The organism is Stenotrophomonas sp. NRRL B-14846 (assembly GCF_050473585.1).
Lineage (GTDB): Bacteria > Pseudomonadota > Gammaproteobacteria > Xanthomonadales > Xanthomonadaceae > Stenotrophomonas.
Genome location: NZ_JBFLUN010000004.1, coordinates 1 through 18,180, shown reverse-complemented (window position 1 = coordinate 18,180; position 18,180 = coordinate 1). Strand labels below are relative to the sequence as shown.

Annotated in this window: 21 protein-coding genes and 2 pseudogenes; 6 read left to right on the top strand and 17 right to left on the bottom strand. The window is 67.6% G+C overall.

The window, feature by feature from the left end; genetic code table 11:
* From lgt to AB1281_RS00415, 7 genes are all read right to left on the bottom strand, one after another.
* Positions 1 to 615, bottom strand: a 615-nt coding sequence (lgt, locus tag AB1281_RS00445; RefSeq protein WP_430344812.1) for a prolipoprotein diacylglyceryl transferase, incomplete at its 3' end; no start/stop codon positions are given.
* Positions 616 to 666: 51 nt separating this feature from the next.
* Positions 667 to 1,161: a TPM domain-containing protein gene (locus AB1281_RS00440; protein WP_430344811.1), complete on the bottom strand. Its 495-nt coding sequence runs from the start codon at positions 1,159 to 1,161 to the stop codon at positions 667 to 669.
* Positions 1,161 to 2,045, bottom strand: a complete 885-nt coding sequence (locus AB1281_RS00435) for a TPM domain-containing protein (protein ID WP_430344810.1) — start codon at positions 2,043 to 2,045, stop codon at positions 1,161 to 1,163. The genes AB1281_RS00440 and AB1281_RS00435 overlap by 1 nt, the downstream gene beginning before the upstream one ends.
* A gap of 3 nt (positions 2,046 to 2,048) precedes the next feature.
* The gene (locus AB1281_RS00430) at positions 2,049 to 2,669 is read right to left on the bottom strand and encodes a LemA family protein (protein ID WP_014036028.1); all 621 of its coding nucleotides are present in this window, start codon (positions 2,667 to 2,669) and stop codon (positions 2,049 to 2,051) included.
* Between the two features lie 538 nt (positions 2,670 to 3,207).
* Entirely contained in the window at positions 3,208 to 4,368 is a 1,161-nt protein-coding gene (locus AB1281_RS00425) for an MFS transporter (RefSeq protein ID WP_430344809.1), read from the bottom strand.
* Between the two features lie 224 nt (positions 4,369 to 4,592).
* The gene (locus AB1281_RS00420) at positions 4,593 to 5,342 is read right to left on the bottom strand and encodes a TerC family protein (protein WP_005408127.1); all 750 of its coding nucleotides are present in this window, start codon (positions 5,340 to 5,342) and stop codon (positions 4,593 to 4,595) included.
* Between the two features lie 33 nt (positions 5,343 to 5,375).
* Positions 5,376 to 5,771: a diacylglycerol kinase gene (locus tag AB1281_RS00415; RefSeq protein WP_049443619.1), complete on the bottom strand. Its 396-nt coding sequence runs from the start codon at positions 5,769 to 5,771 to the stop codon at positions 5,376 to 5,378.
* 214 nt (positions 5,772 to 5,985) lie between these two features.
* Between AB1281_RS00415 and AB1281_RS00410 the strand changes: the two genes are divergently transcribed.
* Complete coding sequence (locus AB1281_RS00410; RefSeq protein ID WP_430344808.1) at positions 5,986 to 6,687, top strand: SGNH/GDSL hydrolase family protein; 702 nt, start codon at positions 5,986 to 5,988, stop codon at positions 6,685 to 6,687.
* Positions 6,688 to 6,982: 295 nt separating this feature from the next.
* Here AB1281_RS00410 and AB1281_RS00405 read toward each other — a convergent pair.
* From AB1281_RS00405 to AB1281_RS00395, 3 genes and pseudogenes are all read right to left on the bottom strand, one after another.
* A pseudogene (locus AB1281_RS00405) lies at positions 6,983 to 8,255 on the bottom strand (sensor histidine kinase).
* Positions 8,256 to 8,410: 155 nt separating this feature from the next.
* Positions 8,411 to 9,124, bottom strand: a complete 714-nt coding sequence (locus AB1281_RS00400) for a response regulator transcription factor (protein ID WP_002811889.1) — start codon at positions 9,122 to 9,124, stop codon at positions 8,411 to 8,413.
* Positions 9,125 to 9,212: 88 nt separating this feature from the next.
* A complete protein-coding gene (locus tag AB1281_RS00395; RefSeq protein WP_430344807.1) occupies positions 9,213 to 9,857 on the bottom strand; it encodes an arylesterase in 645 nt (214 codons plus the stop codon).
* Positions 9,858 to 9,932: 75 nt separating this feature from the next.
* On the opposite strand from AB1281_RS00395, the gene AB1281_RS00390 reads away from it, so the two are divergent.
* From AB1281_RS00390 to AB1281_RS00375, 4 genes are all read left to right on the top strand, one after another.
* On the top strand, positions 9,933 to 10,580 hold the full coding sequence (locus AB1281_RS00390; protein WP_014036021.1) for an ABC transporter ATP-binding protein: 648 nt from the start codon (positions 9,933 to 9,935) through the stop codon (positions 10,578 to 10,580).
* The gene (locus AB1281_RS00385) at positions 10,577 to 13,093 is read left to right on the top strand and encodes an ABC transporter permease (protein WP_430344806.1); all 2,517 of its coding nucleotides are present in this window, start codon (positions 10,577 to 10,579) and stop codon (positions 13,091 to 13,093) included. Before AB1281_RS00390 ends, AB1281_RS00385 begins: the two co-directional genes overlap by 4 nt.
* Before the next feature lie 69 nt (positions 13,094 to 13,162).
* Positions 13,163 to 13,516 carry a DMT family protein gene (locus AB1281_RS00380; protein ID WP_138953239.1) on the top strand — a complete coding sequence of 118 codons (354 nt, stop codon included), beginning with the start codon at positions 13,163 to 13,165 and terminating at the stop codon, positions 13,514 to 13,516.
* A gap of 2 nt (positions 13,517 to 13,518) precedes the next feature.
* Complete coding sequence (locus AB1281_RS00375) at positions 13,519 to 14,004, top strand: hypothetical protein (RefSeq protein WP_430344805.1); 486 nt, start codon at positions 13,519 to 13,521, stop codon at positions 14,002 to 14,004.
* A 45-nt stretch (positions 14,005 to 14,049) separates the two neighbouring features.
* On the opposite strand, the gene AB1281_RS00370 is transcribed toward AB1281_RS00375, so the two are convergent.
* The 7 genes and pseudogenes from AB1281_RS00370 to AB1281_RS00340 form a co-directional block, all read right to left on the bottom strand.
* Positions 14,050 to 14,439, bottom strand: coding sequence for a hypothetical protein (locus tag AB1281_RS00370; RefSeq protein WP_430344804.1), 390 nt, complete (start codon positions 14,437 to 14,439; stop codon positions 14,050 to 14,052).
* Positions 14,439 to 14,969: a hypothetical protein gene (locus AB1281_RS00365; RefSeq protein WP_430344803.1), complete on the bottom strand. Its 531-nt coding sequence runs from the start codon at positions 14,967 to 14,969 to the stop codon at positions 14,439 to 14,441. The genes AB1281_RS00370 and AB1281_RS00365 overlap by 1 nt, the downstream gene beginning before the upstream one ends.
* A 272-nt stretch (positions 14,970 to 15,241) precedes the next feature.
* Positions 15,242 to 16,177, bottom strand: coding sequence for a DUF6607 family protein (locus AB1281_RS00360; RefSeq protein WP_430344802.1), 936 nt, complete (start codon positions 16,175 to 16,177; stop codon positions 15,242 to 15,244).
* A 73-nt stretch (positions 16,178 to 16,250) separates the two neighbouring features.
* Positions 16,251 to 16,847 (bottom strand): annotated as a pseudogene (locus AB1281_RS00355) (Hemin transport protein).
* 4 nt (positions 16,848 to 16,851) lie between these two features.
* Positions 16,852 to 17,343: a TonB-dependent receptor domain-containing protein gene (locus tag AB1281_RS00350; protein ID WP_430344801.1), complete on the bottom strand. Its 492-nt coding sequence runs from the start codon at positions 17,341 to 17,343 to the stop codon at positions 16,852 to 16,854.
* Positions 17,343 to 17,663: a TonB-dependent receptor gene (locus tag AB1281_RS00345; protein WP_430344800.1), complete on the bottom strand. Its 321-nt coding sequence runs from the start codon at positions 17,661 to 17,663 to the stop codon at positions 17,343 to 17,345. The genes AB1281_RS00350 and AB1281_RS00345 overlap by 1 nt, the downstream gene beginning before the upstream one ends.
* The gene (locus AB1281_RS00340) at positions 17,651 to 17,830 is read right to left on the bottom strand and encodes a TonB-dependent receptor domain-containing protein (RefSeq protein ID WP_430344799.1); all 180 of its coding nucleotides are present in this window, start codon (positions 17,828 to 17,830) and stop codon (positions 17,651 to 17,653) included. The genes AB1281_RS00345 and AB1281_RS00340 overlap by 13 nt, the downstream gene beginning before the upstream one ends.
* A gap of 113 nt (positions 17,831 to 17,943) precedes the next feature.
* Here AB1281_RS00340 and AB1281_RS00335 point away from each other — a divergent pair.
* A partial coding sequence (locus AB1281_RS00335; protein ID WP_430344798.1) for a hypothetical protein occupies positions 17,944 to 18,180 on the top strand: 237 nt, incomplete at its 3' end.

The following is an 18,180-nucleotide window of genomic DNA, read 5'->3' as shown; positions in this document are numbered from 1 at the left end:
CAGGCCTTCCAGGAACGCTTCATACAGCTGGGAGGGATGGCGGGCGAACTGATTCAGCGCGCCGGTCGCGAACTGCGCCTGCAGCGTTGCGTGGTCGAGCTGGTTCAGCGGGGCCGGCAGGCCGGACGGGAACACCACGCCCCAGGTACCGTCGGTGTACTTGCCCCACAGCTCGGCACCGATGAAGTTGCCGATACGGCCGAAGCCCAGGCCCAGCGGCACCAGCGGCGCCATGAAATCCATGGTGTCGAAGAAATGCAGCTTGTGCTTGCGCGACCACCACCAACAGGCGGCGATCACGCCCAGCAGGCCGCCGTGGAAGCTCATGCCGCCGTCCCATACCTTGAACAGCAGCAGCGGGTTGTGCAGGAAATCGCCCAGCGCGTAGAACAGCATGTAGCCGATGCGCCCGCCCAGCACCACGCCGAGCATGGCGTAGAACAGCAGGTCGGAGAAGCCGTTGGCATCGACGCCCGGCAGGCGCCCGTCGGCGATGCGCTTGCGGCCCAGCAGCCAGGCCGCAGTGAAGCCGAGCAGGTACATGATGCCGTACCAATGCACCTTGATCGGCCCCAGCGAGAGGGCGATGGGGTCGATGTCGTGGAAATAGATCATGGAAGGTGCCTTGCGGTTGAACGCCTATTCTCGGGCCAGTGCGGCCCCGGCTCAACCAAGGAGCTGGGGCGTGTTGGGCAGGCCGTCATCGTCCGACCGCATCGAGGCCGGAAAGTGCCCCTCCACCAGGGTCGAGACCTCTTCGATGGCCCCACGCAGCGCCTCGACCGGGTTCGGCCCGCGCAGCCCCTCGCGCAGGTGGGTGCAGACCCGCTGCCACTGCGCCTGGCTGACCCGGCCGTGCAGGCCACGGTCGGCGACGATCTCGATCGCGTGATCGGCCAGCAGCAGGTAGATCAGTACACCGTTGTTGTGGGTGGTATCCCAGGTGCGCAGGCGCGCGAAGGCATGCTCGGCGGCCTGGCGCGGGGTCACCCTGTGCCACAGCGCACCCAGCGGCAGGTCCGCTTCCACTGCGAACATCACCTGCCCGCCATGGCGCTGCTCACCGGCCGCGATGGCCTCGGTGATCGCCTGCAGCGTGGCGGGTGGGAACGCGCGCCGCACCGATGGCGAAAACACGTGGCGACACAGACGTTGGATCATCACCAGCCTCCCGAAGCACCGCCGCCGCCGGAACGGCCACCACCGCCGCCCCAGCCACCACCACCGAATCCACCGCCGCCGCCGAAACCGCCTCCCCCGCCCCAGCTGCCGCCGCCCCAGCCGCCGCCACCGGCGAAACGGCCCGGGTGGCCAGAGAGCATCGCCACGATCAGGCCGACGATGCCGGCCAGGCCACTGGCCAGCAGCGTGGAGGTGAACAGGAACGCCGCCAGCGCCGCACCCGCACCGCCGAGCAGGCCGCGCAGCGGACGTGGCACGCGCGAGAACACGCCGCGCAGGATGCTGCCGGCGAACACGCCGATGAACAGCGCCAGGAACCAGGTATCGCCACCACCGCCGGGTTCCCGCCCGCGATGGCCGCTGACCGGTGCCGGCAGCGTTTCGCCGTCGATCAGCTTGACCAGCACCGCCGTGGCATCGGTGATGCCGCCGGCGTAGTCGCCACTGCGGAAACGCGGCACCAGGTATTCCTGGATGACCCGGTTGGCGATGGCATCGGGGATGGCGCCTTCAAGACCATAGCCCGGCTCGATGCGCACGCGCCGGTCATCCTTGGCCACCACCAGCAGCACGCCGTCATCCACGCCCTTGCGGCCGATCTGCCATTGGTCGAAGACCCGCGTGGTGTACTGCGCGATGTCCTCCGGCTGGGTGGTCGGCACCACCAGCACCTGCAGCTGGCTGCCCTTGCGCTGCTGCAGGTCAGTCGCCTGCTGCACCAGCGCCTGCTTCTGCGTGGCGTCCAGCGTGCCGGTGGTGTCGACCACCGGCGAATCCAGCGCCGGAATCGGCGCCAGCTGCTGCGCCTGCGACGCCAGCGGCAGCCACAGCAGCAGGGCCAGCAGCGCAGTGGCCAGGCGCATCGGTCAGTGGCCCGGCTGCGGTGCCGGCTGCTGCTGCGGCGCGTTGCCGAAATCGACCGCCGGCGCATTGGAGATCTGCGCTTCGTTGTCCACGGTGAAGTTCGGCTTGGTCTTGTAACCGAAGATCTTGGCGGTGATCACCTGCGGGAACGAGCGGATGTAGGTGTTGTAGTCCTGCACCTGCTGGATGTAGCGGCCGCGCGCGACGGTGACGCGGTTCTCGGTGCCTTCCAGCTGCGCCTGCAGGTCGCGGAAGTTCTGGTCGGACTTCAGCTGCGGATAGTTCTCGCTGACCACCAGCAGCCGCGACAGCGCGCTGCCGAGTTCACCCTGGGCCTGCTGGAACTGCTTGAGCGAGGCTTCGTCGTCGGCGTTGACGTTGATCTGGCCGACACGCGAACGGGCATTGGTGACTTCGGTCAGCACGCGCTCTTCCTGGCTGGCGAAGCCCTTCACGGTCTGCACCAGGTTGGGCACCAGGTCGGCGCGGCGCTTGTACTGGTTGATGACCTCCGACCAGCTGGCCTTGACCGCTTCATCCTTCTGCTGGATGGCGTTGTAGCCGCAGCCGGACAGCAGGGAGGCCAACAGCATCAGGGGCAGGACGCGGGTGAACAGGCGCATGGCGGAGGTTCCGGGTGGGCTTGGCGCCGAGCATGCCATGGTTCGGGTGAAAGACCGGCCATCGGGCGCCGCCCCCTCCGCGGTGGCCATGCCCACGAATCGCCTGAGTAGTCCGGGCGGGTGGGCATGGCGGGGGACGCCGTGAATCCGTCCCTGGAGGCTTAGCCGCGCCATCCATGGCGCGGATACCCCCGCCACGCCCACCCGCCCGGCCTCATACGGTTTCCTGCGCACCGCGGGAAGATCAAAAGAAAAAATCAAAAGCAAAAGCCGGTTCTTCAGGCATTCGTGTCGACCAAGGTCGACACCTACCGGAGCAGGACGCCGTTCCGGCAGACCGCGGGAAACTGTCGAAGGCGGGGTGGGTCAGTTTGCGGGGGCGTGAGCGCCATGGATGGCGCGACCGAGCCTACACGGACGTACTTGCGGCGTCCCCCGCAAACTGACCCACCCCGCCATCCCACGGAATGCACGCTCTTGCTGTTGCAGTGGCCTCGGCGGGTGCAGGGCTGCAAGCCCTGCCGGAAACCCTCCCCCCTCAGCAGGCTTCAGCCACCGCAGTGCGAGGACGCCCCAGCCACGCCAGCAGCAACCCGGACGCCGCCAGCAGGCCACCGGCCACCGGAATCGCGGCGTAGCCCAGGCCCGAGCTGATCACCGCACCGCCCAGCGCCGCACCCACGGCATTGCCCAGGTTGAACGCACCGACGTTGATCGACGACGCCAGGCCCGGCGCCTCGCTGGCCGCCTGCATCACCCGGATCTGCAGCGGCGGTACGAGGGCGAAGGTCGCCGCGCCGAACAGCAGTACACCGAGCGCCGCGGTGGCGTGGCTCATGAAGGCCAACGGCAGCACGAACATCAGCACCGCCAGGACGGCCAGCAGGATCCGTGTGGCGCCATCCAGCGACCAGTCGGCCATGCGCCCACCGATGCCGTTGCCGAGGGTGAAGCCGATACCGATCAGTGCCAGCGACATCGCGATGAAGCCGTTGGAGGCACCGGTCAGTTCGGTCAGCACCGGCGCTACGTAGGTGTAAAGGGTGAACATGGCACCGGCGCCGAGCACGGTGGTGGCCATCGCCAGCAGCACCGGCGGTTGCAGGATCGCCTTCAGTTCGCGGCGCACGTCCGGGCGCGGCCCCGGTGCGGACGCCGGCAGCGCAAAGCCCAGCGCGGTGATCGCGACCAGGCCCAGCGCCGCCGTACCGGCGAAGGACAGGCGCCAGCCGAGCTGCTGGCCCACCCAGGTGGCCAGCGGTACACCGCCGATGTTGGCGATGGTCAGGCCCATGAACATGGTGGCCACGGCTGCGGCCTGCTTTTCCTTCGGCACCAGGCTGGCGGCGACCACCGCACCGATGCCGAAGAAGGCACCGTGGTTGAGGCTGGTGACCAGGCGCGACAACAACAGCAGCCCGTAGTTCGGGGCCAGCGCCGACAGCAGGTTGCCGACCACGAAGATCGACATCAGCAGCATCAGCGCGGTGCGCTTGCCGAAACGGCCCATCAGCAGGGTCATCACCGGTGCGCCCAGCATCACGCCCACGGCGTAGGCAGTGATCAGCATGCCGGCGGTGGGAATGCCGACACCCACGCCGTCGGCGATGACCGGCAGCAGGCCCATCGGGGCAAACTCGGTGGTACCGATGGCGAAGGCGCCGACGGCAAGCGCCAGCAAGGCGGCTCTGGAATTCATGAAGGTTTCCTGGGGGGCGGGAATCGGGAGTGCGTAGCCTGCGCGCTTTGCCACACCGGATTAAGCCTCGCCCCGGGAAAACACTGTTGATCCTGGTTCACAAGTGGAGGCCGGAACCCCGCTACAAGTGCAAAAACCGCAGTGCCGTTGTAGAACCGGGCCCCACAACGCAGAACCCCCGGCCAGGCCGGGGGTTCTGGGTGACACACGTGCCAGTGGCGCGCTTACCAGTTGCCGGCGCCCGGCACGTTGTGTTCGCGGGCGCGGCGGCGCATCAGCAGGTTCAGCCACTCCACCAGCACCGAGAAGCCCATCGCGGCGTAGATGTAGGGCTTGGGCACGTGCACGTCCAGGCCGTCCAGGATCAGCACCGCACCGATCATCAGGATGAAGGCCAGGGCCAGCATCTTCACGGTCGGGTTGGCGTCGATGAAGCGGCCCAGCGGGTTGGCGGCCAGCAGCATCACCAGCACCGACAGCAGGATGGCGGCGACCATCACCGGGATGTGGTCGGCGATGCCGACGGCGGTGATCACCGAGTCCAGCGAGAACACGATGTCGATCACCGCGATCTGCGCGATCACGTAGCCGAACACGGCCGAGGCCTTGGTGGTGCTGGGATCTTCGTCCTCGCCACCGCTGATCAGTTCCTTGATCTCCATGCAGCCCTTGATGATCAGGAACAGGCCACCGACGATCAGCACCAGGTCGCGGATCGAAATGCCCATGCCGGCCACGGTGAACAGGTTGGCCGCCATGTGCGCCAGGTAAGCCAGCGACACCAGCAGGCCGATGCGGGTGATGCAGGCCACCGCGATGCCGAGCTTGCGTGCGAACGGGCGACGCTCTTCCGGCAGCTTGCTGACCGCGATGGAAATGAACACCAGGTTGTCGATGCCGAGCACGATTTCCAGCGCACTGAGGGTGAACAGGGTCACCCAGGCATTGGGGTCGGCGAGGAACTCAAAGGACATGGAAACTCTTCAAGGCAGTGGGGGAATGGGGTTTCAGCCGTAGTTGCCGGCCAGCGCGTGCGGAACCACGACCAGCGCCCAGCACAGCAGCACGTTCATCATCAGCACGAACACCGCCGCCGAGCCCATGTCCTTGGCGCGGCCGGCCAGCTCGTGGATCTCGCTGCCGTAGCGTTCGATCACCGCTTCGATGGCCGAGTTGGCCAGCTCCATCGCCAGCACCAGCAGCATCGAGCCGATCAGCAGCGCGCGTTCGACCGGGGTCTGGCCCAGCCAGATCGCGACCGGAGTCAGCATCACCAGCAGGTACACCTCCAGCCGGAACGAGGACTCGTGCAGCCAGGCGGCGCGCAGGCCCTGCCAGGACCAGCGGGCGGCCTGGAAGATGCGGCGCGGGCCGCGGGGCATGTGGCCGAACTGATCAGCCACGGGTGGAACATCCAGCAACAGGGGCGCGGCGCAGCGACCGCTCAGACGCACGGCAGGGAATCATGGGTGCACAGGAATAGGCAGATGGCCGCCATTTTGCCACAAGGCCGCCAACCGCACCCCGCACCGGCCCGCTGAACGGCCTGCCAGGGGCAAGCGCCGGGCTGGGCCGTGCTCCTATGATGGAAGCCCCCCTTGCCTGCTGGAGCGCCTGATGTCCCGTCGCCGTACCTGCCTGCTGATGCTGGGCCTGCTGACTGCCGCACCGTTGGCCCAGGCCCTGAGCCCGGCCAAGCCGCCGCAGGTGCCCGAACAGGTATCCAACGTGGCCTGGGCCGGCGACATGGCCCGCTTCGCCAGCGCCGACCAGTCCAACCCGCCGCCGCGCGGTGGCATCGAGTTCATCGGCAGCTCATCGATCCGCTTCTGGGAGAACCTGGCCACCGACTTCCCCGGCCAGCCGGTGTTCAACCGCGGCTTCGGCGGTTCGGAAGTGCGCGACAGCACCTGGTATGCAGACCGCATCGTGGTGCCCTATGCGCCGTGCAAGGTGTTCTTCTACGCCGGTGACAACGACCTCAACAGCGGCCGCAGCGCCGTGCAGGTGCGCGACGACGTGGTCGCCTTCGTGCAGCGCGTGCATCGCGACCTGCCGAAGACGAAGGTGGAGTACCTGTCGATCAAGCCGAGCCCGTCGCGCGCGCACCTGCTGCCGGCGATCAACGAAGCCAACACGCTGATCAAGGCCGCACTGGCCAAGCTGCCCAATACCGGCTTCACCGACATCTACACGCCGATGCTCGGCGCCGATGGACAGCCGGACGCGACGCTGTTCCGCGAGGACATGCTGCACATGACCCCGGCCGGGTATGCGATCTGGACCAGGGCGCTGGCGCCGAAGGTGAAGTGCGATTGAAGCAGGCGTGCGTCGGGCATGGCCCGGCGCTACCGCAACACTATCCACGCATGGCGTGGATCTACTGAATTCATCCACGCATGGCGTGGATCCACTGCGGATCGCGGGGAACTGTCGAAGGCGGGGCGGTGTGGGTGTGCAGGACCGTTGGCGCCATGGATGGCGCCATCGAGCCCCCATGGATGGGTTTACGGCGTGTCCTGCACACCCACGCCGCCCCGCCACTCCTCGGAATGCCCGCTTTTGATATTGATGTTGCCTCGGCGGGTGCCGGGCGCAGCCCGGCCAAAGCCCTCTACCGGAAGATCACCGTCGCTTCGGTGCCCTTGCCCGGCTCGCTGGCCAGGCTGACTTTCCAGCCGAAGCGGTCGCACAGCCGGCGCACGATCGACAGGCCCAGGCCGGTGCCCTGCGGGCGGCTTGGCTCAGCGCGGTAGAACGGCTCGAACGCGCGCGACAGCGCCTCGGCGGACATGCCGATGCCGGTATCGCGCACCACCACCCGGTCATTGAGCACGTGCACGTCGATACGCCCTTCGTCGGTGTAGCTGCAGGCGTTGCGCACCAGGTTGCTGACCACCACCTGCAGCACCCGCGGCGGTGCGTGCAGCTGCACCGGGCCTTCGCTGTGCAGGTGCACAGATACCGGCCGGTTGCCCAGCAGCTCGTTGGCGTTGTCCACCTCGTAGCGGACGATGTCGTTGACGTCGAACAGCTCGATCTGCGGTTCGACGTCGGCCTCGCGGGCCAGGATCAGGAACGCATCGATCACCGCCTCCATGTCACGGCCGGCACGCTGGATGCGCTGCAGGCTGCGGCGCAGGCGCGGCTGCAGGGTTTCATCGCCCAGGGCCATGTCGCTGGCCACGCGGATGACGGTCAACGGCTGTGCGCAGCTCGTGGCTGGCATCACGGGTGAAGTTGCGCTCGCGGGCCACATGCGCGCTGACCCGGTTGGCCAGCGAATGCAGCGCGGCCGCCAGCTGCCGGGTCTCGCCCTGCATGTCCGCCGGCAGCTTGTTCGGCTCCAGGTCGGCCGCCTCCGGATGGCCAGGGTCCCAGCGCGAGACGCGCCGCGCCAGCCAGTTCACCGGCGACACAAGGCGCTTGGAGGCCCGGTAGGTGACCCAGCTGGCGCCATACACCGCCAGCAAGGTCAGCAGCACCGGCACGATGCCGAACCAGAAGGCCAGCATCTCCGCGCGCGAACGCAGGAATACCAGGTACAGGCGGCCGGCCGGGCGCACATCGACCAGCACCAGCTGGTCATCCTTGGGCAGTTCGTGGAAACCGGGTTCCAGGTTGCGCAGGTTGGCCGGCAACGACAGCGCAGACTGCCCGCTTTCCAGCAGGTAGCCGCGGATGTTCTGGGTGTTGGGTGGCGGCTGCACCGGCGAGGCCTCGTGCAGCGTCCAGTAATACGCCGCTTCCTCGCGCAGGGCCGCGCCGACCAGGCTGTGCTTGATCACCAGCGAAACCAGCCAGGCACCGAGCAGGATGCCCAGGCTGGCCAGAACTGCCTGCAGGATGAAGGCGATACGGATCTTGCGCGGCAGGCCGTGCGGCATTGCGGGGTCCCGGTCAGAGCGCTGCGATTATAGGCAGCGCACTGCGCCGTAGTCGTGCACGGGCGATGACCGGCGGTAACGCCGGCCGGTCATCCCCTGCTCCGTGCATGGCCGTTGCCCGGCCGGGCCTGCAGCTGCACCGGCACGGGCCTCGATCAGGCCATCGGCTGGGCGATATCGGCAATGCGGTAGCCGGCGCTCTGCACGGTGTGCAGCAGCGGACGGTCGAACGGCTTGTCGATGATCTTGCGCAGGTTGTACAGATGGCTGCGCAGGGTGTCCGAATCCGGCAGGCCGTTGCCCCAGATCTCGCGTTCGATCTCCTGGCGGGTGACCACGCGCGGCGATTCGCGCATCAGGATGGTCAGCAGGCGCAGGCCGATCGGCGACAGCTGCAGCTCGGTGCCGGCACGGGTCGCCCGCATGCTGACCGGGTCGAGCACCAGATCGGCCACCTTCAGCACCTCCGAACCGACCTGGCGACGTTCGCGACGGATCAGCGCGCGCAGGCGGGCTTCCAGCTCCTGGATCGCGAACGGCTTGGTCAGGTAGTCATCGGCGCCGAAACCCAGGCCGGTGAGCTTGTCGTCCAGGGTGTCGCGTGCCGTGAGCATCAGCACCGGTGTGGACTTGCGCGCATCGTTGCGCAGGCGACGGCATACTTCGATGCCATCCAGGCGCGGCAACATCAGGTCGAGCACCACGACGTCATAGCTGTTCTCCGCCGCGAGGCGGTAGCCATCCAGGCCGTCCTGTGCATAGTCGACTTCGAAGCCGCGACCTTCCAGGTATTCCCCGATCATCTCGGAGATATTGCGGTTGTCTTCGACCACCAGCACCAAGCCGGAAGTCTCCTTCGTCTGACGCATGTGATTCCCTCTAACTTCAGCTTTGTGAAACATGCCGGATCGACGGTGGACGTGATGTGAAGTTCCGTCAAGAGGAAATCAAAACGATTCAGAGCAGCGGCCTGAGCAGCGGCCAGACATTGTCCAGCACCTTCGGCTGCGCCTGTGCCGTGGGGTGCAGGCCATCGGCCTGCATCATGCCCGGCTGCAGGGCCACGCCCTCCAGCAGGAACGGCAGCAGCGGCACCTTGTACTGCGTGGCCAGCGCCTTGTAGGCCGCTGCCAGGCGCTGGCGATACGCCGGCCCATAGTTGGGCGGTACGTCGATGCCCAGCAGCAGCACCTTGGCACCGGCCTTCTGGCTGGCCTGCACCATCTTCTCCAGGTTGCCCTGCACCTGCGCCGGGGTCAGCCCGCGCAGCGCGTCATTGCCGCCCAGCGCGATCACCACCACGGTCGGCTTTTCCCTCGCCAGCAGGCCCGGCAGGCGGGTCAGCGCGCCGGCAGTGGTTTCCCCGCTCATGCTGGCATTGACGATGCGCGCCGGGGTTTTCGACTGCTGCCTGACCCGCTGCTGCAGCAGGCTGACCCAGCCGGCGTCGACAGGGATATTGTGGGCAGCACTGAGGCTGTCGCCGAGCACCAGCACGGTGCCGGCCGGACCTTTGGCACAGGCCAGCCCGGGCAGCAGCAGGAACCCTAGCAGCAGCACCATCATCGCGCCGGCTCGCCGGCTCCATCCCGTCTTGCGCATTGGAGTCTCCTCATCGACAGCCTGTCCCCCCGCAGCGCGTCCGTCGCCATCGCCGTCGACCAGGTCGGCAAATCCGTGCAGGGCCCGGAGGGTGAAGTCCACATACTGGACAACATCACCCTGACCGTCCATGAAGGGACCAGCGCGGCCATCGTCGGCGCCTCCGGTTCCGGCAAGACCACCCTGCTCGGCCTGCTGGCCGGGCTGGACCTGCCCAGCCGCGGCCGCATCGCCCTGTCCGGCCAGGATCTGGGCGATCTCGATGAAGAGGCGCGCGCCCAGCTGCGCGCGCGCGAAGTCGGCTTCGTGTTCCAGAGCTTCCACCTGCTGCCGGCACTGACCGCCGCCGAGAACGTCGCACTGCCGCTGGAACTGGCCGGGCGCGAGGACCGCGCGCGGGTGGACGAGGTGCTGGCGCAGGTCGGCCTGGCCCATCGCGCCCGCCACTACCCGCGCCAGCTGTCCGGCGGCGAGCAGCAGCGCGTGGCGTTGGCACGTGCCTTCGTCACCCGCCCGCGCATCCTGTTCGCCGACGAACCGACCGGCTCGCTGGACCACGCCACCGGCCAGCACATCAGCGACCTGCTGTTCGAGCTCAATGCCGGCAGCGGCACCACCCTGGTGCTGGTCACCCACGACCTGCGCCTGGCCCAGCGCTGCCAGTACATCCACCGCATCGACGACGGCCGCCTGTTGCCGGTCGAGCGTGGGGCACAGGCATGAACGTGCTGCGGCACGCGTGGCGCGCGCTGCGCCGCGAGGCCCTGGCCGGCGACCTGCTGACCGTGTTCGCCGCGCTGGTGCTGGGCGTGGCGGTGATGACCGCGGTGGGCACGCTGGTGAACCGGGTCAACCTGGCGCTGACCGGCAGCGCGGCGGAAATGCTCGGCGGCGACCTCGGCATTGCCGGCCGCGACGACCCGCCGCAGGCGTTCGCCGACGAGGCACAACGGCGTGGACTGGCCTACACCCGTATCGCCAGTTTCGGCAGCGTGCTGTTCAACGGCGATGCCAGCCAGATGGCCAGCATCAAGGCCGTGCAGGCGGGCTATCCGCTGCGCGGCACGCTGCGGGTACGGGCCACGCCCGGCGGTGCATTGATCGCCGATGCCGGCATGCCGCCCAAGGGCCAGGCCTATGCCGACCCACGCCTGCTGCAGGGGCTGGGGCTGAAGGCCGGCGATGACCTCGAATTCGGCGCCGGCACGCTGCGCATCGCTGGCATCATCGAGGCCGAGCCGGACAGCGGCGGCGACCTGCTGACGCTCTCGCCGACCCTGCTGGTCAACCGCGCCGATGTGGAAGGCACGGGACTGCTCGGCCCCGGCAGCCGCATCAACTACCGGCTGATGTTCGCCGGCGCGGCGGAGCCGATCGCGGCGCTGCGCCAGTGGCTGCTGCCGCAGGTGAAAGGCCTGCGCCTGCTGAGCGTGGACGACACCCAGCGTGGCGTGCGCCAGGCCTTCGACCTCGCCGGGCGCTTCCTCGGCCTGAGTGCACTGCTGGCCGTGCTGCTGGCCGGTGTGGCCACGGCGCTGGCGGCCAACCGCTTCGCACTGCGCCGCATCGACCAGGTGGCGATCCTGCGCTGCCTCGGCGCGCGCCAGCGCGACATCCTGCTGGGCCTGGCGCTGCAGTTGCTGATGCTGGCGGTACCGGCCTGTGCGCTCGGCATCGGCCTGGGCATGGCCGCGCAGGAAGGCCTGGTGCAGGTGCTGGGCAGCCTGGTGCCGCAGCGGCTGCCGCTGCCGGAAGCGATGCCTGCGCTGACCGGCGCCGGCATCGGCCTGTTGCTGCTGTTCGGCTTCGGCCTGCCGCCGCTGCTGCGCCTGCGCGGGGTGCCGCCGATGCGCGTGCTCAACCGTTCCTTCGCCGCGCTGCCGCCGGCCTCGTTGCTGGCCTATGTGGCGGCGTTGGCCGCCAGCCTGCTGCTGGCGGTGCAGGTCACCGGCGACCTGAAACTGGCACTGTGGGTGCTGGGCGGCCTGGCCGCACTGGCGGTGGCGGCCGGTGGGGCCGGCTTCGTGCTGCTGCAGCTGCTGCGCGGCCTGCAGCACCGCCTGCATGGCAACTGGCGGCTGGGCCTGGCCGCGCTGACCCGGCGCCGGCTGCTGGCGGTGATGCAGCTGGTCGGGCTGTCGCTGTCGCTGTGCGCGCTGTTGCTGCTGGCAGTGACCGGCCCCGGCCTGCTGCAGCAGTGGCGCGAGCGCCTGCCTGCGGATACCCCCAACTACTTTCTGATCAACATCCAGCCCGAGCAGCGCGACAGCGTGCTGGCCACGCTGCGTGGACTGGGCGCCAGCGACGCCAGCATCGAACCGATGGCCACCGGCCGCCTGATCGCGATCAACGGCAAGCCGCCGCTGCGCGTGGACCGCTCGCCTGAACAGAACGGGCAGCCGGCGTCCAGCGAGGCCCAGCGCGACGACGATGACGAGAACCGGCCGTTGAACTTCAGCTGGCGCAGCACCTTCCCGCCCGCCAACACGCTGGTCAACGGCGCCTTCTGGAAGGCCGACAGCACCGCGGCAGAGGCGTCGGTGGAAATCGGCTGGGCCAAGCGCTACGGCGTGTACCCGGGCGACCGCATCAGCATTGCAGTGGGCGAGCAGGAACGCGAATTCACCGTGACCAGCGTGCGCAAGGCCGACTGGAACACCTTCCGGCCGAACTTCTTCGTGCTGCTTAACCCGAATGCGGTGGGCGACACCCCGCACAACCTGCTGTCGGCGTTCCATCTGCCGGCCGGCAAGGCGGCCGGACTGGGCGAGCTGGTACGCGCGCAGCCGAACCTGTCGCTGCTGGACGTGGACGCGGTGATCTCGCAGGTGCGCGATGTGATGGAACGGGTGGCGCAGGCGGTGCAGCTGGTGATGGTGTTCAGCCTGCTGGCGGGCGTGCTGGTGCTGCTGGCCGCGCTGCAGGCCACGGCCGGCGAACGCCGCTACGACAGCGCGGTGCTGCGCACGCTGGGCGCGACCCGGCGCCAGCTGCGCGGCGCGGTGCTGGTCGAGTTCGGCGCGCTGGGCACGCTGGCGGCGTTGCTGGCGGTGGGCGCCGCCGCGGCCATCGGCGTGGCGGTCTCGCAGAAAGTGTTCGAGCTGCCGTTGCTGCCGCCGTGGCCGGGCCTGCTGATGGGCGGCGTGGTCGGCATCGCGTTGAGCCTGCTGGCCGGCTGGTGGGGCACGCGGGCGATCCTGCATACGCCGCCGGCACTGGCGCTGCGCGAGGCCTGACGCGGCCGTGACACGCATCGGGGGGCGCCAGCGCTATGCTGCGCGCCCCACCCCCACGAGATCGCCCGGATGCCCGGCACGTCGTTCGCCGCTTACCTCTACCCGGTGTTGCTGCTGCTCGGCAGCAACATCTTCATGACCTTCGCCTGGTACGGCCACCTGAAATACAAGAGCGCGCCGCTGATGATGGTCATCATGGTCAGCTGGGGCATCGCCTTCTTCGAGTACTGCCTGCAGGTGCCCGGCAACCGGCTGGGCAGCGCGGTGTATTCGGCGCCGCAGCTGAAGGGCATGCAGGAAGTGATCACGCTGCTGGTGTTCGCGGTGTTCTCCGCGTTCTACCTGGGCCAGCCGCTGAAGTGGAACCACTACGCCGCGTTCGGGTTGATCGTGGCGGCGGCGTTTCTGATGTTCAAGGAATAGCAATGAGACACGGCTTCTGCCTGCGCGCGCTTCTCGTCGGCGTGCCGCTGCTGTTGGCGATGCTGCCCGCGTGTGCCCGCACTGCGGTGGGCCATGTCCCGGACCCGGTACAGGCCTTCGTGCTGGAAACGGTACTGGCCGATGAGGTGCGCGCCTTCCATGAGGGCCGCCAGACCTATCTGGTTCCGGCCGATGCAGCGCACGCGCGTGGTGATGCCGAGGTGCTGGCCGACCTGCGCGCGGAGTTCGACCGGTTCTACCGGGGGCAACCAACGCCGAGAAAGGAAGTGGCGCACATGGCGATCCTGGTCGCGCAGACCGCGCTGCTGCTGCCCGACCCGCAGGCGTGCAGCACGGACCGCGCGCGCTGCAGCGACGCCATCATGGGCGTCCGCACGCGCGATGACGAGGCGAGCCTGCAGGCCACCCTGCGTACGTTCCAGGACGCCGGGGTGGACCTCACCACGCTGGGTGGACCGGCGTCCTGAGTGCGAGGCAAAGGTCAGTAGATCCACGCCATGCGTGGATGCGGTTCACAACGCCTGCTGCTTCGCCCAAGCCACGGTCGTATCCATCGCACGCTGCATTCCCGAAAGCGATATGAACACGCAGATCTCGTCCTTGGCATTGTCATCCCCTACCCGGTTGTGGACTTCGGTGTAGTACGGGTGACTTTCGAAAATGACGCTACGGACGATGTTGCCGCTGGTCAGATGCTTTGCGGAGAAAATGGGGTTGGCTTCGCGGTCTTTTGTGCCATCGACGAAGAACACGTTGCAATGCGGGCTGCGGAAGTCTTCAGCACGCAAATTGGCCGCGTGGATGCCAGCCGTGAACGCGTCGAGGAAATGCTGTTCGAGACGATCATAGACCTGCGGATCGGACAGGTAGGTTTCGAACGCCTGGCGCTCTTGCACGAGCATCAGCGAACCCCATTCTCGGATAATGGAATCGCAAAGACACGAACCACGTCGTGACCTGTGGGACCATCAGCGCGGCTCTCGCAGAAGCGAAAGCCAGCGAGCATGCCAGCGTCTTCGAACACGGAGCGCACAACGTCGATCTCAGCCGAAGCCACCCTGCTGGATTCGTGCCGACGGCGGTTCCCGAACGCAAGGCCCTCGGGGCCTGGATAGTAGAAGACGCTTGGAAGCAGGATGCCTTCTTGCGCGTGCAACTCGAAGTCGTTGAAGCTCAATGCGAGGAACATCTCCGAGCCCGTGCCACCGCGCACCTTGCCAGCAATGCGGACGATTGAAAGGACGTGACTGCAAAGACTGAGCAGATAGGCCGATGTCCATCGAGGCCCAAGGCGCTCCAGCACTCCATCGATCCGACTCAAGCGCGAGACAAGTTCCACCTCCTCGAAGTCGTCGATTTCAAGATAGAAACTGTCGATGTCGTCGCAGGCTTCACCGGACAACAGTTGACTGCAGAGCTCGGAGAGTTTCATCGACCGGCATGATCATGGGTGGAATGAACCACCTACCCTATCGCACACCCAACCTACGATCAGAGGTTTCGAGGAAATTTGGCCAATTGCGTCAAAGCAATACGCATCAGGCGCCATGTAACGCAACCGCAAGCATGGATGCCACGTGCAATCGCCGGCGAAGAGCGTGCCGAGCAAGCTCGGCACCTACCAAAGCAGAGGTCCGCCAGTAGATCCACGCCATGCGTGGATGCGGTGCCGAGCAAACCCGGCACCCGCCGGCGCCGTGGCGATCAGCCTTCCTTCGGCGCCTTCTCAACGTACTTGGCAAACACGTCGTCGATCTGCGTGTCCTTCACCTTCTTGCCGGACTGGATCTCTTCAGCCTGGGTGAACAGCGGGATGATCATCGCCATGCCGTCGAGCTTGGTCTTCAGGTGCACGCCCGGGGCCTGGCCGAGGAAGCCGTCCCAGCGCTGGCGCACCTTGGCCCAGTAACCGGCGGTGGCCTTCCAGTAGTCGCGGGCGGGGGTGAAGTCGATCTCGGTGGTCTTCACGTAGTCGTTGAAGCCGAACTCGCGGGCGATCTCCACCTGGCTGCCGTCGGCGTTGCGCTGCACCTTGGTGTTGAACTGCTCGTGGGTCCAGCCATTGGGCGTGAGCGTGTGGCGGTTGACCACGGCCAGCGCGTTGTAGTCGCTGCGCTTGGTGTATTCACGACGCGGCAACGGGCGCCAGCTGAGGTCGCTGGTCCAGGTCGGCACGTTGTTGGTGTAGGTCCAGGTGCCGGTGCCGCAGTAGCGCGGTGCATCGCTCACTTCGTACACGCACTGGGTCCAGGCGCCCTTGTTCACGGCTGCCGGGATGCTGCGCACCTGCCAGGTCTGGTCGGCACTGAACTCGAAGCGGTTCGGCGCTTCGTAGACCCAGTCCTGGCGCCAGTGCTTGGTGATGTGGCCGCTCTTCTCGTCCAGCAGCAGGTGCTGCAGCACGATGCGCCTGGGGGTGTCCTCGACCACGATGACCAGCTCGTTGCCGCCGCTGCGCATCGCCGGCGCACGCTCGTAGCCGGGCTTGAGCAGCACGGTCTCGTCGAAGGCGAAATCGACGGTGTACTCGCCCTGCATGGCAAGGATGCTGTCATGGTCGCGGGCGATGTCGGAGGGCTGCGCGCTGGCCACGCCGCTGGCGGCGAGCAGCAGCATGACGCTGGCTGTCTGGAACTTCATCGGGGTCTTCCTTCGGGGTTGCAGATGTAGTGAGAGGCCGTCCGTGGCCGACAGGCGTTCCATCAGGAAAGGGTCACAGCCGGATCAGCGGCAGGTCGCCGGGAACCCGCGGCGCCGGCCGGCGCGCGGCGTCGGCGCAGCAGCAGTCGTCGATCGCCAGCTCGCCTTCGGCACCTTCCAGCCGCGCGATGCGACGCGCGGTGGCTGCGCCCAGCGAGGACAACGTCGACAGGCTTGCAGCGAGGGTGCGGCCATCGTCGGCGGCATGCAGGCGCAACGTGCACAGGCGCCAGCGCTGGCCGCCGAGGTGCCCGGCCAGGCGCCGCCACAGGCGTTCGCCGACACTGCCATCGCTGTCATGTTCTGGGCCCGGCGGCAACGCCGCGACCAGCCGGTCCCAGGCCAGGAAATCGCTGTCGGGCAGCAGGTACAGGCGCCACACGCAGCGTCCGCGGGCATCGAGGAAACACAGGCTTTCGCGCACGCCCTCGCTGTCCACGCCCTGGCAGGCATGCACGCGTACTGCCTGCGCCAGCCACCGAGCTCGTTGCCGTCAGCGCGGTACAGCACAACACGGTGCCGAGCGTGGCCAGCTGTGCCGGCGTCGGCCAGGCCGCGCTGCCTGCGCGGCGATGGCGTCGTTCCTGCGTGCGGACAAGGCTCGGCTCATGAGGTCACCAGGAAACGGCAAGGCTTGCGGAGAGGGTGCGGCCCGGGCTGGTATAGCGATCCAGCACGCGGCTGGTCGGCGACAGCGTCGAACCCACGTTGGACCAGTCGATGTAGCGCTTGTCGCCCAGGTTGAACACGCCGACGTTGAAGGTCGCGCCCGGGGCGAAGTTCCAGTGCGCCATCAGGTCGGCCACGCCGTAGCCGGCCGGGCGGTACACCGTGGCCGCAGTGACGCGGTCCTTGCGCTTGACGAAGGTACCGGCCAGTTCGACGCCCCAGGTATCGGTGTCGTACATCAGGCCGACGGTGCCACGCAGCGGGTCGACCGAATCCAGCGGCGTGTCTTCGGTCTTGTTGTCACCGCGCGACCACGCCACCGAACTGCGCAGCGCCCAGCCCTGCAGCGCCGGGCTGATCTGGCCGAAGTCGACGCCGGCCTTCATCTCGGCACCGTAGATGCGCGCATCGGCGATGTTGCGCGACTGGAACACCATCAGCCCTGGGCGTTGGTACCGACCAGCGACTGCGACTCGATGAAGTCCTTGTACTCGTTGTAGTAGCCGCTGAGGCTGACGTAGGCCGCCGGCGACAGGAAGCGCAGGCCCAGCTCCATGCCGTCACTGGTTTCCGGCTTCAGGTCCGGATTGGGAATGGCGGTGTAACCGAAGGCGAAGTTGGTGAAGCCCAGGTTGACGTCGTTGTACGGCGGCGAGCGGAAGCCATGCGAGTAACCCGCGAACAGCGACCATTCGTCGGTGAAGCGATAGACCATGCCCAGCTTCGGCGACACGCTGGTCTTGGTCAGCTTCGCCACCGCAACGCCGGATTGTCTTCGGCGAAGATGCTGTCCACCTCCGGCTTCAGTTCGTAGCGGTCCACGCGCACGCCCGGCACCAGCGACAGCTTGCCGTTGGCCATGCGCATTTCATCCTGTGCGTACAGGCCCAGCTCGGTGGTCTTGCTGATCGGGAAATCGCGCACCGGAAGGCGTCGGGCAGGATGGTGGTGCTGGTCTGGCCATTGGCCAGCACCTGGTAGCCGTCGCGCTTCTGGCGGATCTCGGTGCGCGCGCCCTCGAAGCCGTAGGTCAACGCGTGCTCGACGCTGCCGGTGCTGAACGCCTTGTTGAACTGCGCCTGCAGGCCGTACACGCGCTGGTCGAAGTTGAACTCGCGGTGGCGGCGGCTGCGGTTGGCGCGGTCCTCATCGGTGATCTGGGTGGTTTCACTGTGCTGGGTATACAGCTGCCAATGCAGGCTGTCGCGAAGCCCTTGTCCAGCGCATCCATTTCATGGGCGAACGACACGCGGGTGCGGTTCTGCGTGTCGCGT

Excerpts from the sequence above, each read along its gene's own strand:
- AB1281_RS00440 (WP_430344811.1), bottom strand. The coding sequence starts at position 1,161 with ATGATCCAACGTCTGTGTCGCCACGTGTTTTCGCCATCGGTGCGGCGC.
- AB1281_RS00435 (WP_430344810.1), bottom strand. The coding sequence starts at position 2,045 with ATGCGCCTGGCCACTGCGCTGCTGGCCCTGCTGCTGTGGCTGCCGCTG.
- AB1281_RS00430 (WP_014036028.1), bottom strand. The coding sequence starts at position 2,669 with ATGCGCCTGTTCACCCGCGTCCTGCCCCTGATGCTGTTGGCCTCCCTG.
- AB1281_RS00425 (WP_430344809.1), bottom strand. The coding sequence starts at position 4,368 with ATGAATTCCAGAGCCGCCTTGCTGGCGCTTGCCGTCGGCGCCTTCGCC.
- AB1281_RS00420 (WP_005408127.1), bottom strand. The coding sequence starts at position 5,342 with ATGTCCTTTGAGTTCCTCGCCGACCCCAATGCCTGGGTGACCCTGTTC.
- AB1281_RS00410 (WP_430344808.1), top strand. The coding sequence starts at position 5,986 with ATGTCCCGTCGCCGTACCTGCCTGCTGATGCTGGGCCTGCTGACTGCC.
- AB1281_RS00400 (WP_002811889.1), bottom strand. The coding sequence starts at position 9,124 with ATGCGTCAGACGAAGGAGACTTCCGGCTTGGTGCTGGTGGTCGAAGAC.
- AB1281_RS00395 (WP_430344807.1), bottom strand. The coding sequence starts at position 9,857 with ATGCGCAAGACGGGATGGAGCCGGCGAGCCGGCGCGATGATGGTGCTG.
- AB1281_RS00385 (WP_430344806.1), top strand. The coding sequence starts at position 10,577 with ATGAACGTGCTGCGGCACGCGTGGCGCGCGCTGCGCCGCGAGGCCCTG.
- AB1281_RS00380 (WP_138953239.1), top strand. The coding sequence starts at position 13,163 with ATGCCCGGCACGTCGTTCGCCGCTTACCTCTACCCGGTGTTGCTGCTG.
- AB1281_RS00375 (WP_430344805.1), top strand. The coding sequence starts at position 13,519 with ATGAGACACGGCTTCTGCCTGCGCGCGCTTCTCGTCGGCGTGCCGCTG.
- AB1281_RS00370 (WP_430344804.1), bottom strand. The coding sequence starts at position 14,439 with ATGCTCGTGCAAGAGCGCCAGGCGTTCGAAACCTACCTGTCCGATCCG.
- AB1281_RS00365 (WP_430344803.1), bottom strand. The coding sequence starts at position 14,969 with ATGAAACTCTCCGAGCTCTGCAGTCAACTGTTGTCCGGTGAAGCCTGC.
- AB1281_RS00360 (WP_430344802.1), bottom strand. The coding sequence starts at position 16,177 with ATGAAGTTCCAGACAGCCAGCGTCATGCTGCTGCTCGCCGCCAGCGGC.
- AB1281_RS00350 (WP_430344801.1), bottom strand. The coding sequence starts at position 17,343 with ATGGTGTTCCAGTCGCGCAACATCGCCGATGCGCGCATCTACGGTGCC.